Genomic DNA, 16,759 nt, shown 5'->3' on the forward strand with positions numbered 1-16,759 from the left:
TAAAACAAACACTAAAAATATAAAAAACTGCTTTTTCAGCAAAAAAATACTATTTGATTCCCAACACTTGTTTTGCCAGCGCAATCATTTCGGGCGTTCCTGTGTTTTTATTTTTTTCGTCTGAAAGTTTAACAACTCCCTGCCAATGTATATTATCAGGTTTTGTATCGGTTAATTTAATGACCATATTCATGGCAGGAAGACCAACATCGTTGGTAAAATTGGTTCCAATCCCGAATGACATTTTTATTTTGTCCTGACAGAAATCAACAATCTTTTTTACTTTATCGTAATTTAAAGAATCTGAAAAAACAATAACTTTTGATTTTGGATCAATTCCCATTTTGGTATAATGAGCAATTACTTTTTGGGCAAACTCAATTGGGTCGCCGCTGTCATGTCGAACACCATCAAAAAGCTTAGAATATTTTTTATCGAATTGGTTGAAAAATATTTCTGTAGTATAAGTATCCGTTAAAGCGATTCCGAGATCACCGCCATAAACTTTTGTCCAGTTTTCGAGACTTATAAAATTCGCCACCTGAAAACCATATTGCGCTGCATGAAACATAAACCATTCGTGCGCATGTGTTCCTAAAGGGCGCTTGTTATTGACCATTGCAAAATGTACATTGCTTGTTCCAATAAAACTTTGTCCACCATAAGTGCTCAAGGTTTTATTTACTAAATCATGAACTTCGTAAGAATGGCGACGTCTGGTTCCAAATTCTAAAACTGAAACTCCTAGTTTATTATAGCTTTCAATTTTTTCTTTCGTAAGATTCTTTATGGCTTCATCATTTAAGCGAATGAGATGGCTCGCTTTATAAAACAATTCTGAAATCAATGCCATTAGTGGCACTTCCCACAAAATTGTTCTATACCAAAATCCTTCTACGGTAACACTGATTTCTGACCCTTCTTGACTGATTTGCACCTCGGAAGGATCAAAACTATATCCTTGGAGAAAATCTAAATAAGTAGGGTCCAAATAAGGGCAATAATGGGCCAGATAATTTTTTTCTTCTTTTGTTAAACGAAGATCTGCCATTGCATCTACAGAAACGCGAAGTAGATCTGCAAAACCTTCTGGAAAAATATGTTTACCACGATTTATGAATCCGTAACGGACTTTTGCCTTTGGAAAAAGCTTTATTACAGCATGCTGCATTGTAAATTTGTAGAAATCATTATCTAAAATTGATTTCAAAAAAGTTGTTTCCATAGCATCAAATTCTTTTCATTTCCCGCTAAGATACGGCAATTTCAGAAAACATAAAATATTGATGAACTCTTATTTTCTAGACAATTTTAAAAGACACAATACTATCGGTGTCAACAAAAATCGTGATATAATTACCTACGTTGCTGTCAACAAGAATTTGAAACTCTAAACCTCCTCTTTTTTCCTTTGGATTTTGAACTTTAACCGGCTGATTCTTTTTGTTTAAATAAAAAACCTGATTGGATTTGGAAACATTTTTAATTTCGACAGTTATTTTATCTCCATTTTTTACTTCCATTATTCCTGAACTTGGCGTTTTGATTTTATAATCATTTTCGATCGTTTTATTATAAATCAATGGACCGTTTAAGAAATCATCTTTGCTTAATCGATCTCCTAAAAACGATCCAGAATCTGGAAAATGTTTGGCAAAAAAGTAGTCAGGATCGGTATCAAAATAAATCGGATTAAAATCATTAACCATTCTTCCTTTATTACTATCATAATAACCTTGACCCCAAGTAACATCGATCAAGCGCCATTTTTTGTTAATCAAAACCATATTCCAAGCATGGTTTGACGAAGTGTTTTTTCTTCCAATGTCAGCCAGTCTTGTTTTAGAATCTCCTTTAACAATTTCGCATTTCAAACCAACTTGTTCAGCCAAATTCTGATACAAAGCAGTAAAACCTTCACAAACCGCTTTTTTTGAGTTAAAAGTTTTTTGAATCAGATTGTCATTCAATTGTTTTATTTTTCGCTGTTTTTCGGCTTCGGTAGAATAACTGAAACCCTGCACTCTTGGCGGATTCAAATAGGCGTTGTAATCATATCTTATATTAAAAGCAATCCAGCTATAAATAGCGCGTGCACGCTCAGCATCCGAATCAAAATCTTTCTCGATTCTGTCGGCTAACTTTTCGGTGCTGTCAAAATTTTTTGGATATTTTGCAACTATTTTATCGACTTCGCTAATCTTTTGAGCGAAAGTAAAATTGATAGAAAAAATATTTAGTAAAAGGAAAATAAGGGCAATCTTTTTTTGTGGCATTTAGAAATTTGATTTAATAATGTTTTTCAGTTCATTATCTAACTCAACGTTAGAGATTTTATTTTCCTGTAAATCAAAATTCGAGCCAAATGCTGGTAATGAGAAACTTCCCTTAATTTCTGCGCCATAACGCGGGAAAAGATTCTGGGCAATTCCTAAAACAGATGCACCTCCTCTTCCTCCTGGAGAAGTTGCCAATAGTAACATTGGTTTATGCTGAAAAACATCTTTTTCAATTCTAGAACTCCAATCGAAAACATTTTTGAAAGCAACAGAATAGTTCCCGTTATTTTCTGCCATTGAAACAACCAGAATATCAGCTTCTTTAAGCTTATTTAGAAATGCTTGTGCCACATCATGCTGCCCAATTTCTTTTTCAAGATCTACACTAAATACAGGCATTGCAAAATCGTTAAGATCTAAAACCTCAACGTCTGCATTTTCAAACAAACTTGACGCGTAAGTCGCTAAATGTTTATTGATTGACTGTTTGCTGTTACTTCCTCCAAAGGCTATAATTTTCATGGTTTCTCGTTTAGTAATTTTTCTTCAATTAGTTCTTTTTTGGGTCCGTCGATTTCATAAATCTCTTTTGCAATTTCTACAGAATATTCGTTAGGATAAATTTTTCCTCCGTAGGATTTTGCATAGACCTTAGTAAATTCTGCTCCAAAATACAGAATTATTGCCGAATAATAAACCCAAACCAGAATAATAATCACAGAACCAGCTGCACCATATACAGAAGCTACTGTCGAACTACCTAAATAAAATCCAATGGCAAATTTACCAATCATAAAAAGTATTGCCGTAACTCCTGATCCTATAAAAGCATCTTTCCATTTTATTTTTCCATCTGGTAACGTTCTAAAAATTATGGCAAAGAGAAGTGTAATACTGGCTAAAACAATGACCACGTTCACAATGTAAAATAAGTAGACTGTACTTTCTGGAAAATAGACTTTTAAACGTGCACTAAGTAAATCTAAAGTTGTACTTATAAAAAGACTGACAAGCATTAAAAAACCAACCGAAGCAATCATCGAGAATGACATTAGGCGGTTTTGAATAAATTTCTTAATTCCTTTATCTGGTTTTGCACGAAGTCCCCAAATAAAATTAATAGAACTTTGTATTTCGGCAAAAACTCCTGAGGCTCCAATTAATAGCATTACGATTCCAAATACGGTTGCAAAAACATTATCGCCAGATAATTGCACATTTTTAATAGCTTCCTGAATTTGAGTTGCAGCGCCATTACCTACCAAACCATTAATTTGTCCGTATAATTCTCCAGTCACTGCTTCTTCTCCAAAAAAGAAACCGCAAATTGTGATAATAATAATCAATAAAGGTGGTAACGCAAATATGGTATAGTATGCCAATGCAGCGCTTAACTTAATTGCATTATCATCGTTAAATTCTAAAAAGGTATTCTTTAAGAGAAACCAAGTTTTGGAGAATATATTTTTGATTTTCATGTGCTGCTTATTTGATATTCTCTCAAATTTAAGCAATCTTGAAAAATTTTAAATTCTTGCTTTTTAGCAGAATTTTACATTTTTACCATGTTTATTTTGAAACTTTTTTATATTCCTGATCATATCCTAGATTTCTAATTTTTAAAATATTTTTAAATTCTTTCTTTGTTGGTTTGATCAAATAACAAAGTGAATCTAGCATTTTTGATTTTATGACAGTAACCGAGTCGAATTTCTTCAAGTCTTCCGGTAAATAAATATTTTTAATTTTAAGAATATCCTTTTCTAACGTAATCGTTTTTATGTTCCAAAAAATAGAATCTCTTGTACTTAAAACCAACTGCCTATTAATACGCTTTAATTTCTGACTGTATGACAATCTGAATAATGTATCCGTATCTCTTTGAGACAATTCAATAGAATCACCTTTTTTAAGCACATCAAATTTATCCTTTCTATCTTTAGTAATTAATTTCCCATCGATGAGGTCATATTCAGATTTTAAAGAATCTAATTTTTGTCTGTGAACCTTGAATTTAAAATAATACTCTCTAAAGATTCCATTATCGTCAATTCTTAAAAAAGTAGAATCTGGATTCATATATAGCCCTCTAAATTTAGAAGGAAAGCTATTTAGTTCAGAATCATCAATCGGTTGAGGATTCTCAAAATAAAATGTCAAACCATCAGATTCTGCAACTGCATCAGCCTTTTTGCAGGAAACAATTAATACAGCTATTGCTATAACTAAAACTGCTTTCTTCATCCAAAGATCATTTATAATGACAAAAAATCCCCTTATCGTAAACCGTCCACAAACTTGCTTTTTGATTGGCCGCTTTTAAAGCATTATTTGCCCAAGTGTTGCAAGTATAGAAAAGGCTATAACTTCCTTTTGCTTCATAAAAAGCGTCTTTTTTGCCATAACTGTGGCCTTCAATCCATTGTGGACGAACTGGATCGCTGAAACTATTTGAAATATAGTAGACTAATTTTTGATAATTTTCTTTAGAAATCAAAATACGTTTGCAGTCGTCTCCTTCTCTTAATTGCTTAAAAAATGTAGCATGCACGGCAGATGAACTGATTCCGAAAGCGGCTTTGAAGGCTGTGCTGGCTTTTAAATCTGACCATTCTGGCGTTTCGAGATAAAATCCTTTATCGCCCCAGCCAAAAGCAATATAATTCATTAACGAATCTTTTGATTGAGTTTGATTAAACTGAATTTCGTTTCGCCAATCTTTAACTTCGTTTTTAATTGGAACTACAATATCGGTATGAACTCCGTTTGAAAGAATGTAAATTGGAATAGCATTTTGTTCTTCGACTTTTGCTATATCGGAGTTGACTGTAATTTTAGAAATAATAAAAACAGAAGTAATGTACAGAGCAAGAAAACTGAAAATTCCGAAAAGTGTCCAGCCTAGAATTTTAAATGATTTTTTTATCATTTTGATTGATTGATTTTAGATTAGTAATTGGTTAATTTTTCTCTAACCAATTTTTAAGCCAAAAATTTTGTTTCCTGAAAACGGTACACAGATTTTACGGATTCGCTTTCGCGAAAGCGCAGATTTAAACTGATTTTTTATTCTTGTTTTTGTCATCCTGAGTGCAATCGAAGGACACACAAAAAGCTCCGCAAAGTATAAGACAATCTTTGCGTGGGCTTCGACTTCGCTCTGCCTGACAAAACAGAACTTTGATTTTGAGTATAAAAAAAACTGCTGAATCTCTCCAGCAGTTTTAATCTATTCTTTTTATTCTTTACTCTATTTTCTAAAGAAAAAAAAATTAAACGTTAAAACGGAAATGCATTACATCACCATCTTTTACAATATATTCTTTTCCTTCAACTTTGAATTTTCCAGCTTCTTTTGCTTTTGCTTCAGAACCGTATTGAACGTAATCATCATATGAAATTACCTCTGCACGAATGAAACCTTTTTCGAAATCTGTGTGGATAACTCCAGCAGCTTGCGGTGCTGTAGCTCCGATATTGATTGTCCAAGCACGAACTTCTTTTACACCAGCTGTAAAGTAAGTCTGTTGTTTTAATAATTTGTAAGCTGCACGAATTAAAACAGAAGCTCCTGGCTCAGTTAATCCCATATCTTCTAAGAAAACTTGGCGTTCTTCGTAGCTTTCCAATTCTGTAATATCAGCCTCTGCTCCTACTGAAAGAATAATAACTTCAGCTTCTTCGTCTTTTACTAATTCACGAACCTGATCTACATATTTGTTTCCGTTTACTGCAGAACTTTCGTCTACGTTACAAACATATAAAACTGGTTTTGCTGTAATCAATTGGAAGCTTTCTAATAAAACTTCTTCATCATTATTTTGAGGAACAATTGTTCTTGCAGATTTTGCCTGTAATAAAGCCTCTCTAATTCTATTTAATAAAGCTTCTTCTGTTTGAGCTTCTTTATTTCCTGTTTTTGCAGCACGTTTTACTTTTTCTAAACGTTTTTCAACAGTTTCTAAATCTTTTAACTGCAATTCGATATCGATAGTTTCTTTATCACGAATTGGATTTACGTTTCCATCAACGTGTACGATATTATCATTATCAAAACAACGTAAAACGTGAATAATAGCATTACACTCTCTAATGTTTCCTAAAAACTGGTTTCCAAGACCTTCACCTTTACTTGCTCCTTTTACCAAACCTGCAATATCTACGATATCTACAGTTGCCATTTGAACGCGTTCTGGTTTTACCAATTCTTCCAATTTGTTGATTCTTGGATCTGGAACGTTTACAACACCAATATTTGGCTCGATTGTACAAAACGGAAAGTTAGCACTCTGCGCTTTTGCATTAGATAAACAATTAAATAATGTTGATTTTCCAACATTTGGCAATCCTACAATTCCTGCTTTCATCTGTTTGTTTCTATTTATTTATTCGACCTCTTAAAAAGGTCTTCAACATTAAACCCTGTTATTTAATGCATTATGATTTACGTGTTTTTCTTCATTTCTGCCAAAATGATATTTTTTGGCTTTAAAATTTTGCAAATATAAGATTTAATAGCTCTTGCACGAAGTAAAAATGTTCAATAATATAATTTTAGCCCTAATCTTAAAAATTTTTAAACATTTTACTAATTTTTTGTTAAAAAAAAGTACTTTTATAAAACTAATCAACAAAAAACAAACCAAAAAACCAAATACCATGAAAAAGATTGCATTATTACTATTTCTGCTGAGTTCAGCGTTTCTTTTTGCACAAAAAGAAGTCTCAGGTGTTGTCAAAGACAAATCTGGTGCACCGCTTCCTGGTGTAAATATTGTCGAAAAAGGAACTTCAAATGGTGTTTCTACCGATTTTGAAGGTAGTTATAAAATAAAAGTAAAAGAAGGCGCTACTTTAATTTTCAGTTATGTAGGATTCGGAACAGTCGAAAAACAAGCTTCTGCCGACAAGATAAACGTTGTTTTGGGCGAAAGCGAAGGTCAAGTTTTAAGCGACGTTGTTGTTACAGGATCCAGAAGCACCAAGAGAACTGTTGTAAATTCTGCTGTTCCCATTGATGTAATTAGTGTAAAAGATGTAACAACACAAAGTGGTAAAATTGAAATTAATCAATTACTTCAATATGTTGCTCCATCTTTTAATGCCAACAAACAATCAGGCTCTGATGGTGCCGATCACGTAGATCCAGCTTCATTAAGAGGTATGGGACCTGACCAGACTTTGGTTTTAATAAACGGAAAAAGAAGGCATCAATCATCCTTAATTAACTTATTTGGAACAAGAGGTCGTGGAAACACAGGAACAGATTTGAATGCAATTCCAGCCGCTTCTATTAAAAGGATCGAGATTTTGCGCGATGGCGCTTCGGCACAATACGGTTCTGATGCCATTGCAGGAGTAATCAATATCATTACAAACGATAATGTAAACGAATTAACGGGATCTGTAACTTACGGTGCTTTCAACACAAAGGCGAAAGGCGATTTTCTTCCTGGAACACCAAATACAAAAGGCTTTAGATTAGATCAAGATGGAAATGGAAATTCATACGGAAAAGATCAGGATTTTGATGGTGGTTCTGTGAGAGTTGCAGCCAATTATGGAGTTGCATTAGGAACCAAAGGCGGCTATGTAAACTTTACAGGTGAGTTTTTGAATAAAAATAAAACCTTAAGACCTGCTTATGATTTTAGAAAAGGTTTTGGCGATGCAAGTATGCACGGAGTAAATTTATTTGCCAATCTTTCTATTCCGATTGCAGACAAAACAGAATTCTACGCTTTTGGAGGAAGTAATTTCAGAGATACAGATGCTTATGCTTTTACCAGAAATGATGGCGAAAGAGTGGTAGAATCAGTTTATCCTGGAGGTTATACGCCAAGAATTACATCAAAAATTAATGATAATTCAGTTGCTGCCGGAATCAAAACAGAATCTACTGGAGGATGGAAATTTGATTTGAGTAATACTTTCGGAAAAAATAAATTTCAATACGACATTAAAGGAACAATAAATGCTTCCCTAGAAGAAAAATCCCCTCACGAGTTTGATGCTGGAGGACATAGTTTGCTCCAAAACACTACTAATTTTGATATTTCTAAAAGTTATGACAGTGTTCTTGAAGGTTTTAATATTGCTTTTGGAACCGAATTTAGAGTAGAAAAATTTGAAATCTTTGCTGGCGAAGAAGGGTCATATACCACTTACGACACCAACGGACAACCTATTACCGATCCTACCACCCAAAGCGCGCCAATTGATCCTATTTCGGGAAATCCTAGACCTGGAAGCTCTCAAGGTTTTCCCGGTTATAGCCCTGCGAATGAAGTAAATGAAAGCCGTACCAACTTCTCTTTATATGCTGATGGCGAATTGGATATAACCAAAGATTTGATGGTAAATGCAGCCATCCGTTTTGAAAACTATAGTGATTTTGGTAGTACTGTAAATGGAAAATTGGCCTCTAGATTAAAACTCGGCGATCACTTTAATTTAAGAGGTTCTGTAAGTACAGGTTTCCGTGCACCATCATTAGCACAGATTTATTACAATTTACGTTTCACCAACTTTAATGCAAGCGGTGCAACCGAAGTTTTATTAGCGCCAAACGACAGCGAAATCACAAGAGCTTTTGGAATTGGTAAATTAAACGAAGAAAAAGCAGTAAATGCATCTTTAGGTTTTACTGCATCTTTTGGAGATTTCACTGCAACAATTGACGGTTACTATATTCAGGTAAAAGATCGTATTGTACTTACTGGATATTTTGATGCAAGCGCTTTAAACCTTGGTGTTTCTGAAGCACAGTTTTTTGCCAATGGTGTAGACACGAGTACACATGGTCTTGATGTGGTTTTCTCTTGGAAAAAAGGATACGATTTTGGTCAGCTTAGCGCCACTTTGGTTGGAAATATCAACGATATGAAAATTGACAAAGTAAAAAACGGCACTCTTGATGAAGCTACTTTCTTCGGAAAACGTGAAAAAGCCTTTTTATTGGCTTCTGCTCCAGACAACAAATTCAGTTTAAACCTAAACTATGCTAAAAATAAATTTGACGCTGGACTAGCTTTTACTCGTTTCAGCAAAGTTGTTTTGGTAGATTATGCAGACGAAGATGATGTTTACAATCCGAGAGTGGTAACCGATTTAACTGTTGGATATCAATTTACTAAAAGTTTAAAACTAACTATCGGAAGCAATAACTTATTTAATGTATATCCGTCCAAACAAGATGAGCAAGGAAACACAGAAGCTGGAGGATATTGGGATGCAGTACAAATGGGATTCAGTGGTGCTTATTACTATGCAAGACTTGGTTTTACTTTTTAATAATTAACGTGGGGCTTCGACTCCGCTCAGCCTGACAATTGAATGAGTTCTTTTTTTGTCTTCCTGAGCGAAGTCGAAGGACACGCAAGAAACTCTACAAAGCAGATCAAAAATCATAATGGACTTCGACTTCACTCAGCCTGAAATAAAACAAAAAATCCTGAGCATAACGTTCAGGATTTTTCTTTTCTATTTATTTAATTACAATTTAAACTCTAATGATGCAATAATAGCTTTTTCTTGCTCTGTTGCTGTAAATCCCGAAATATCCCAATAATTGGTCAGGATTTTGTTTTTCTTATTAAAAAGCGATTTTTCTTTAAAAACATCACTTTCACTATAAGTGAAATTCTGTTTATTGAAACCTGTTGTCACAAAACTATTTCTTACCTGAACATTTTTAGTTTTATCTTTTAAAACAACATTATAGCCAATTTCTTCATTTGAACTCAATAAATAATAATCCGTGCCGTCCCATCTATAATCTACTTTGACAAACGATTTTGTAATATTCTTTTCGCCCTCTTTTGTCTTTTCTTCCACTTTATCCAGTGTTCCTGGCGTTACAGAAATTGTAAATTCTACTATAATTTTTTTCTCAGGATCGTAAATAATTTCAAAATTATCAATTGCCTCTTTTGCTTTATCCAGCGGAACAACTGACATTATATAATAATCTTTATTTTTTGAATGTCCTTTTGTTGTAAAATCATATTCCTTTTTCGCTTTGGGATCCAACAATGGATCCAAATACTTAAAGTTAGAGTAATTCTCCATGATATCATTCAAATTATACCCTTTCAAATCTGCACTAACATCTGTGTCTATCAAACCGTAAGAACGATTTTGTTCTACTAATAACGTAGTTGTATTGTTTTTATTGAATTGAAAGTTAACCAATCCATCATTATAATAAGAATATTGATTGTCTAGCATAAAAAATTCACGAACATATACTTTTAGTCGATGTGCAACGCTAATTTTTTGTTTCGAATTTGAAACTACTTTCTGAAGCATTTTTTGAGGATTTTCTTTTGAGACTACAACTTCGTCTAAGTTTTCTTTTTTATTTTTAAGATAAACTACAAATCCGCTTTCTTTTAAGGCGGCCCAACGAACAGTCAGATTTTCATAATTCATTTCTGAAACCTGTATGTTTGATCCTCCGCTCAAAACAAAAGTTATTTTACCATCTGCATTAGTCATTAAAACCTGTTTCGTTTTTAAGACCATTACAGTAGCATTCTCAATAGGCTGTAGGGTTTCAATGTCTTTTACATAAATAGAATATTCATCATTTTGTGCAAAAACATTCAAATTAAATAATACGACAAATAAAAGTAGCAGTTGCTTCATAGGCGTTGTTATATTTTCAACTAAATTATTGTTTTTTTAACAATAAAGCAACACCAAAAAAATAAAACATTAGTTATCAACAAACTAACTTTTAAAAATACCTGATATCAGGGGGCAAAAAAAATCCTGAGTTTTACAACTCAGGATCCTATTTTTTATAGATGTTCAGAAATAATTATTCGTTATGTAAAAACGCTTGTCTTTCTAACAAAGTTTCTTCGTCTTCAACATGATCATCATCTGGCACACAACAGTCAACAGGACAAACAGCAGCACACTGCGGCTCATCATGGAAACCTTTACATTCTGTACACTTTCCTGGTACTATATAGTAGATTTCGTCAGAAATTGGAGTTTGAGCGTCATCTGCGTCAACTTCAGTTCCGTCAGGTAATACAATTTTTCCAGAAAGACTTGTTCCGTCTTTATATCTCCAATCATCTGCTCCTTCATATATTGCTGTATTTGGGCACTCTGGTTCGCAAGCCCCACAATTGATGCATTCGTCAGTTATAATAATTGCCATCGTTTATTAGTCTTAAAGTTAAAAGTCTTAAAGTTCTAAAGTCAAAATAAAGACAAGAATCGCTTTTGACTTTATAGCTTTTGACTTTCGACTTAATTATGCTTATTTTTGTGCAAAATTACAATCAAAACAATTCATAAGCAAACATTATGACATTAGAAACAAAAAAAAGTGTTTTTGTTGAATTAGGAAAATTTTTAAGTCAGTTTTCTGAGGGCGCTTCTGCGCAAAAATCCGACGTCTTATATAATGATATCTTTTTTGATGATTTCGAAAATCTCATTAGCCTTTCACAATCTCATAACGGATGGTATACCCCTGAGCAGGTTTATTTCTCTATACAGTCATGGGCTGAAGCTTTAACCAATGAAAACATTGACAAATGGCTTTCGGCTTACAAAATAGATCAGAAAGGCGATGCAAAAACTGTTGCTTTGATTTTAGCTGGAAATATTCCGCTAGTAGGCTTTCATGATTTTTTATCGGTTTTAATTACAGGAAACAAAGCTTTAATTAAAACTTCGTCAAACGATCAGCATTTATTGCCATTTTTAGCTAAATATTTAATTGCTGTTGATGAAAATCTAAAAGATAACATCACTTTCGTGGAAGGAAAACTAGAAAATTTTGATGCTGTAATTGCCACTGGAAGCAATAATACTGCTCGTTATTTTGAATATTATTTTAAAGATAAGCCATCGATTATTCGTAAAAACAGAAATTCGGCCGCTATTTTAACCGGAAAAGAAACCACTGAAGAATTGGAAGCGCTTGGTGAAGATATTTTTAGATATTTTGGTTTAGGATGCCGAAATGTTTCCAAACTTTTTATTCCGAAAGAGTATTCTTTTGACACTTTTTTCCAAGCAATGTTCAAATACCAAGACGTTATTCATTACGAAAAATACGCTAATAATTATGACTATAATAAAGCGGTATTTTTAATGAGTAATTTCAAATTATTGGACAACGGATTCTTGACTTTAAAGGAAGACTCAAGTTATGCCTCTCCTATTTCGAGTGTTTTTTATGAATATTATGAAAGCTTAGAAGAACTTAAAAAACGCCTTCAGGACGACACAGACCAAATTCAATGCATTGTTAGCAATAATATAACTGCAGATAGTATAGCATTTGGAGAAACCCAAAAACCGCAATTGTGGGATTACGCAGATAATGTCGATACTATAACGTTTTTGTTAACAACAAAGTAATAAATTGTTTAATTATTTCGAATATTTTAACGCTTTTTCGGCTCTTATTACCGAAATTTGCGTCTTTAAAATTTTCGACTATTAACAACAACCATGAAAAAACACAACTACAGCGCAGGACCAAGTATTTTACCTCAGGAAGTTTTTGAGAAGGCATCAAAAGCAATTTTAAATTTTAATGATTCAGGGTTATCGATCCTTGAAATCTCGCACCGAAGCAAAGATTTCGTTGCAGTTATGGAGGAAGCTCGTTCCCTTGCTTTAGAATTATTAGGACTTCAAGGAAAAGGTTATCAGGCTTTATTTTTACAAGGCGGTGCAAGTACAGCATTCTTAATGGCACCCTATAATTTAATGAAAGAAAACGGAAAAGCTGCTTATTTAGATTCAGGAACGTGGGCAACTGCGGCGATCAAAGAAGCTAAACTTTTCGGTGAGACTGTTGTCGTAGCTTCTTCAAAAGAAGACAATTATACTTATGTTCCTAAAGGTTACGAAATTCCAGCTGATGCTGATTATTTCCACTGCACAAGTAACAATACCATCTTTGGAACTCAAATGAAAGAATTCCCAGCAACAAATGTTCCTGTTGTTTGCGATATGAGTTCTGATATTTTTTCACGTGAATTAGATTTCTCTAAATTTGATTTAATCTACGCTGGTGCTCAAAAAAATATGGGACCTGCAGGAACTACTTTAGTTGTAGTAAAAGAAGAAATCTTAGGCAAAAACGGAAGAACAATTCCAAGTATGTTAGATTACGCTAAACATATCAAAGCTGAAAGTATGTACAATACGCCACCAGTTTTCTCTGTTTATGTTTCTCTTTTAACTTTACAATGGATTAAAGAAAAAGGCGGAATCGCTGCTGTTGAAAAATTAAACAACGCAAAAGCAGAATTACTTTATGCTGAAATCGACAGAAACCCATTGTTTAAAGGTGCTGCTGCGGTAGAAGATCGTTCTAACATGAACGTAACGTTCTTATTGAACAATCCTGAACACACTGAAACTTTTGATGCTTTATGGAAAGCGGCAAATATTTCTGGATTGCCAGGACACCGTTCTGTAGGTGGTTACAGAGCTTCTATTTACAACGCTATGCCTATCGAAAGTGTTCAGGTTTTAGTGGATGTAATGAAAGCATTGGAGTCTAAAGTTTAGTTTTTTTTCGGTTAATCGTTAATTTGTTTAACTGTTTAATCGTCAAAAAATACTTCCTTTAAAATATCAAAAAAGAAAAATCAAATAGCTGGTTTATCGATTAAACAATTAAACGATTAACCAAATAAACAATAAATACAATGAAAGTATTAGCAAATGACGGAATTTCTAAAAGCGGAATTCTAGCCTTAGAAAAAGGTGGTTTTGAAGTTATCACAACAAAAGTAGCTCAAGAACAAGTAGCTAACTATATAAATGAAAATAACATTGACGTAATTTTAGTTCGTAGCGCAACTAAAGTTCGTAAAGATATTATCGATGCTTGTCCTGGAATCAAAGTCATCGGTCGTGGTGGTGTTGGTATGGACAATATCGATGTGGATTATGCTAAAAGCAAAGGAATCCATGTAATTAATACTCCAGCTTCATCTTCAGAATCTGTTGCTGAGTTGGTTTTTGGACACTTATTTTCTGGTGTTCGTTTTTTACATGATTCTAACCGAAATATGCCTCTTGAAGGAGATTCAAACTTTGATGGTTTGAAAAAAGCTTACGCTAACGGAACTGAATTAAGAGGAAAAACTTTAGGTATTGTTGGTATTGGTCGTATCGGACAAGCTACAGCAAAAATGGCTCTTGGTTTAGGAATGAAAGTTATCGCTGCCGACAGTTTTATCCCAGAAGTAGATGTAAAAGTTGAGTTTTTTGACGGACAGTCTATCACAACTAAAATTGTTTCTCAATCTTTAGAATCTTTATTTAAAGAAGCAGATTTCATTACACTACACGTTCCTGCACAAGACGGATACATCATTGGAGAGAAAGAATTTGAAATCTTGAAAGATGGTGTTGGAATTGTAAACTGTGCTCGTGGTGGTGTTATTGATGAAGTGGCGTTAGTAAAAGCTTTAGATTCAGGAAAAGTTGCTTTTGCTGGTTTAGACGTTTTTGAAAGCGAGCCAAAACCAGAAATGGCAATCTTAATGCACTCTAAAATCTCTTTGACTCCACACATCGGAGCAGCTACTGGAGAAGCGCAAGATAGAATTGGTACTGAATTGGCTTCACAAATTATTACTTTGTTGAGCTAGTAAAAATAGATTAAATTCGATTAAAGGGATTTACTACTTATCTGTAGTAAATCCCTTTCTTTTTTATACTTTCGCCAATACTAAAAGTATACTATGAATACAAACAAAAAAACTAAACGCAAGTGGATCGTTCGTGTGATTCTATTTATAATTGCAATTGCTTTGTTCTTCACCTCTATCTTTGGCAATATATTTTCGCTTATTATTGAGAAGGAATATTTTATTCCAAAACAATCTTCCATTTTTACTTTTAATGAAACAGTTGGCAATGAAGGCTCTAGCGATGTGTGGAGATATGGAGAAGATTACAGCAACTATTATTTCAATTTGAGCACATTTGATAATGATGTTTTGTTTTTTCCTAAAAAGAACGTTAATAATTGTCCTGGATTTAATCCTGAAGATGTTACAACCTGGTGCAAAGTAAAAACTCTAAAGCACTAAATCTTAACACTGACTTTAATTTAAGGCAATATAAATAAGTTTTATGTAGAATTTATTGAAGTTGTCGACCCTACTAAGTAAAAAATAGAGTATCTTTAAATGTATTTTTTACTAATTTGTAGTAAATAACTTTCTTTTTTTATTAATTTTGGCGTATAATTTTAAACCTTAAATATCATGTTTGAACAATTAACCCAATTAGTACAGCAATACGGAGGCGACGCTGTGGTAAACAATAACGCTGTCCCAAACGAACATAATGAAGCCGTAATAAACGAAACAAGCAGTTCTATTTTTGAAGGATTAAAAAAGATTGTTTCTGAAGGAAATACAGATCAGATTGCCGGATTATTTAACGGAAACACACCCATTGACAGCTCAAACCCTGTTGTACAGCAAATTCAACAGCAATTAAGCGGAAGTCTTGGTCAAAAATTCGGATTAAGCAGCGCCGATTCAAGCGGAGTTGCTTCCAATTTGATTCCACAGATTTTAGGCTCTTTAGTAAATAAAGCAAAAGATCCAAACGATAGCAGTTTTCAAATTTCTGATATTATAAATTCCATTTCAGGAAACAGCGGACAAGCATCTGGAATAATGGATACTATTTCTAAATACGGAATGCAATTTGGCCTTGACCAAAACAACGACGGAAAAGTTGATGTTGCAGATGTATTAGTAGTTACCAAAAGCAAAGGAGGAATCGCAGGATTTATTGGAAAGCTATTTGGGAGCAAGTAAAGATGTAAGACACTAAGACATTAAGATTCTAAGATGCTAAGTTTTTTATAGATATTCTAAAGTGGTTTGCTATGCAAACCACTTTTTTTTCACAAGAAAATAAAAACTTAATATCTTAGAATCTTAGCATCTTACTATCTTAACAAGTTAGAATCATGTTAAACTCCATCCTCATCTCGTCATTTATTCGTAAATTTAATTCATGAAAAAATGCATTTCCATATTAATTGTGCTACTTACCATTGTTGCATGTTCTACAACTTCGCAGAATATTGCCAGCACTGATACTGTATCTGCATCAAATAAAAAGGTAAACGATACCATTAGAATTGCAAACGATTCATTAGAATACGAAGTCATTATAATCGATAACGGATTCTCAACCTGGCTTGCCTCTCGAGCCTATCCACGAAACTATTACTCTTTACAATACCTTGAAAACAAAAACTATTTGTATGTAACAGAATGGAATAATCGTGTTCTACAGCCACAACGTTATAGCCCAAGGTTATACGAAATGTCTATTGATTATCGCCCAGACATTCATTATGGCTACGAAGTAAATTACTTAATTTACAATTACATGATTTATTTTCAAAATACTTACAAACAAAAGCTTTGGGGCTATGTTCCGTCAAGATAATATACTAT

16 protein-coding genes are annotated in these 16,759 nt (G+C 33.5%); 7 read left to right on the plus strand and 9 right to left on the minus strand.

Going from position 1 to position 16,759, the window contains the following annotated elements; translation table 11 throughout:
- Positions 1–49 precede the first annotated feature (49 nt).
- The 7 genes from pncB to ychF form a co-directional block, all read right to left on the minus strand.
- Positions 50–1,225, minus strand: coding sequence for a nicotinate phosphoribosyltransferase (pncB, locus tag SOM12_RS20515; protein ID WP_095931726.1), 1,176 nt, complete (start codon positions 1,223–1,225; stop codon positions 50–52).
- Between the two features lie 76 nt (positions 1,226–1,301).
- A complete protein-coding gene (locus SOM12_RS20520; RefSeq protein WP_095931727.1) occupies positions 1,302–2,276 on the minus strand; it encodes a transglutaminase domain-containing protein in 975 nt (324 codons plus the stop codon).
- Positions 2,277–2,801 carry an NAD(P)H-dependent oxidoreductase gene (locus SOM12_RS20525; RefSeq protein WP_320495183.1) on the minus strand — a complete coding sequence of 175 codons (525 nt, stop codon included), beginning with the start codon at positions 2,799–2,801 and terminating at the stop codon, positions 2,277–2,279.
- Positions 2,798–3,757: a YihY/virulence factor BrkB family protein gene (locus SOM12_RS20530; protein WP_095931729.1), complete on the minus strand. Its 960-nt coding sequence runs from the start codon at positions 3,755–3,757 to the stop codon at positions 2,798–2,800. The genes SOM12_RS20525 and SOM12_RS20530 overlap by 4 nt, the downstream gene beginning before the upstream one ends.
- A 91-nt stretch (positions 3,758–3,848) precedes the next feature.
- Positions 3,849–4,523 carry a hypothetical protein gene (locus SOM12_RS20535; RefSeq protein WP_320495185.1) on the minus strand — a complete coding sequence of 225 codons (675 nt, stop codon included), beginning with the start codon at positions 4,521–4,523 and terminating at the stop codon, positions 3,849–3,851.
- A 7-nt stretch (positions 4,524–4,530) separates the two neighbouring features.
- Positions 4,531–5,208 carry a TIGR02117 family protein gene (locus tag SOM12_RS20540; protein WP_320495186.1) on the minus strand — a complete coding sequence of 226 codons (678 nt, stop codon included), beginning with the start codon at positions 5,206–5,208 and terminating at the stop codon, positions 4,531–4,533.
- A 343-nt stretch (positions 5,209–5,551) separates the two neighbouring features.
- Positions 5,552–6,646, minus strand: a complete 1,095-nt coding sequence (gene ychF / locus SOM12_RS20545) for a redox-regulated ATPase YchF (protein ID WP_320495187.1) — start codon at positions 6,644–6,646, stop codon at positions 5,552–5,554.
- A gap of 292 nt (positions 6,647–6,938) precedes the next feature.
- On the opposite strand from ychF, the gene SOM12_RS20550 reads away from it, so the two are divergent.
- The gene (locus SOM12_RS20550; protein WP_320495188.1) at positions 6,939–9,572 is read left to right on the plus strand and encodes a TonB-dependent receptor; all 2,634 of its coding nucleotides are present in this window, start codon (positions 6,939–6,941) and stop codon (positions 9,570–9,572) included.
- Positions 9,573–9,773: 201 nt separating this feature from the next.
- On the opposite strand, the gene SOM12_RS20555 is transcribed toward SOM12_RS20550, so the two are convergent.
- Positions 9,774–10,928: a carboxypeptidase-like regulatory domain-containing protein gene (locus tag SOM12_RS20555; RefSeq protein WP_320495189.1), complete on the minus strand. Its 1,155-nt coding sequence runs from the start codon at positions 10,926–10,928 to the stop codon at positions 9,774–9,776.
- Between the two features lie 175 nt (positions 10,929–11,103).
- The gene (locus SOM12_RS20560) at positions 11,104–11,454 is read right to left on the minus strand and encodes a 4Fe-4S dicluster domain-containing protein (protein ID WP_095931734.1); all 351 of its coding nucleotides are present in this window, start codon (positions 11,452–11,454) and stop codon (positions 11,104–11,106) included.
- A gap of 149 nt (positions 11,455–11,603) precedes the next feature.
- Between SOM12_RS20560 and SOM12_RS20565 the strand changes: the two genes are divergently transcribed.
- The 6 genes from SOM12_RS20565 (at position 11,604) to SOM12_RS20590 (ending at position 16,751) form a co-directional block, all read left to right on the plus strand.
- Complete coding sequence (locus SOM12_RS20565) at positions 11,604–12,668, plus strand: acyl-CoA reductase (protein ID WP_095931735.1); 1,065 nt, start codon at positions 11,604–11,606, stop codon at positions 12,666–12,668.
- Positions 12,669–12,761: 93 nt separating this feature from the next.
- On the plus strand, positions 12,762–13,832 hold the full coding sequence (serC, locus tag SOM12_RS20570; RefSeq protein WP_320495191.1) for a 3-phosphoserine/phosphohydroxythreonine transaminase: 1,071 nt from the start codon (positions 12,762–12,764) through the stop codon (positions 13,830–13,832).
- A 140-nt stretch (positions 13,833–13,972) separates the two neighbouring features.
- Complete coding sequence (locus SOM12_RS20575) at positions 13,973–14,923, plus strand: D-2-hydroxyacid dehydrogenase (protein WP_320495194.1); 951 nt, start codon at positions 13,973–13,975, stop codon at positions 14,921–14,923.
- Positions 14,924–15,016: 93 nt separating this feature from the next.
- Positions 15,017–15,367 carry a hypothetical protein gene (locus tag SOM12_RS20580; protein ID WP_320495196.1) on the plus strand — a complete coding sequence of 117 codons (351 nt, stop codon included), beginning with the start codon at positions 15,017–15,019 and terminating at the stop codon, positions 15,365–15,367.
- A gap of 177 nt (positions 15,368–15,544) precedes the next feature.
- Positions 15,545–16,108 carry a DUF937 domain-containing protein gene (locus SOM12_RS20585; RefSeq protein WP_095931739.1) on the plus strand — a complete coding sequence of 188 codons (564 nt, stop codon included), beginning with the start codon at positions 15,545–15,547 and terminating at the stop codon, positions 16,106–16,108.
- A 202-nt stretch (positions 16,109–16,310) separates the two neighbouring features.
- Positions 16,311–16,751 carry a DUF6146 family protein gene (locus SOM12_RS20590; protein ID WP_320495199.1) on the plus strand — a complete coding sequence of 147 codons (441 nt, stop codon included), beginning with the start codon at positions 16,311–16,313 and terminating at the stop codon, positions 16,749–16,751.
- Positions 16,752–16,759 lie beyond the last annotated feature (8 nt).

The sequence above is a fragment of the Flavobacterium sp. CFBP9031 genome (assembly GCF_034044945.1).
GTDB lineage: Bacteria > Bacteroidota > Bacteroidia > Flavobacteriales > Flavobacteriaceae > Flavobacterium.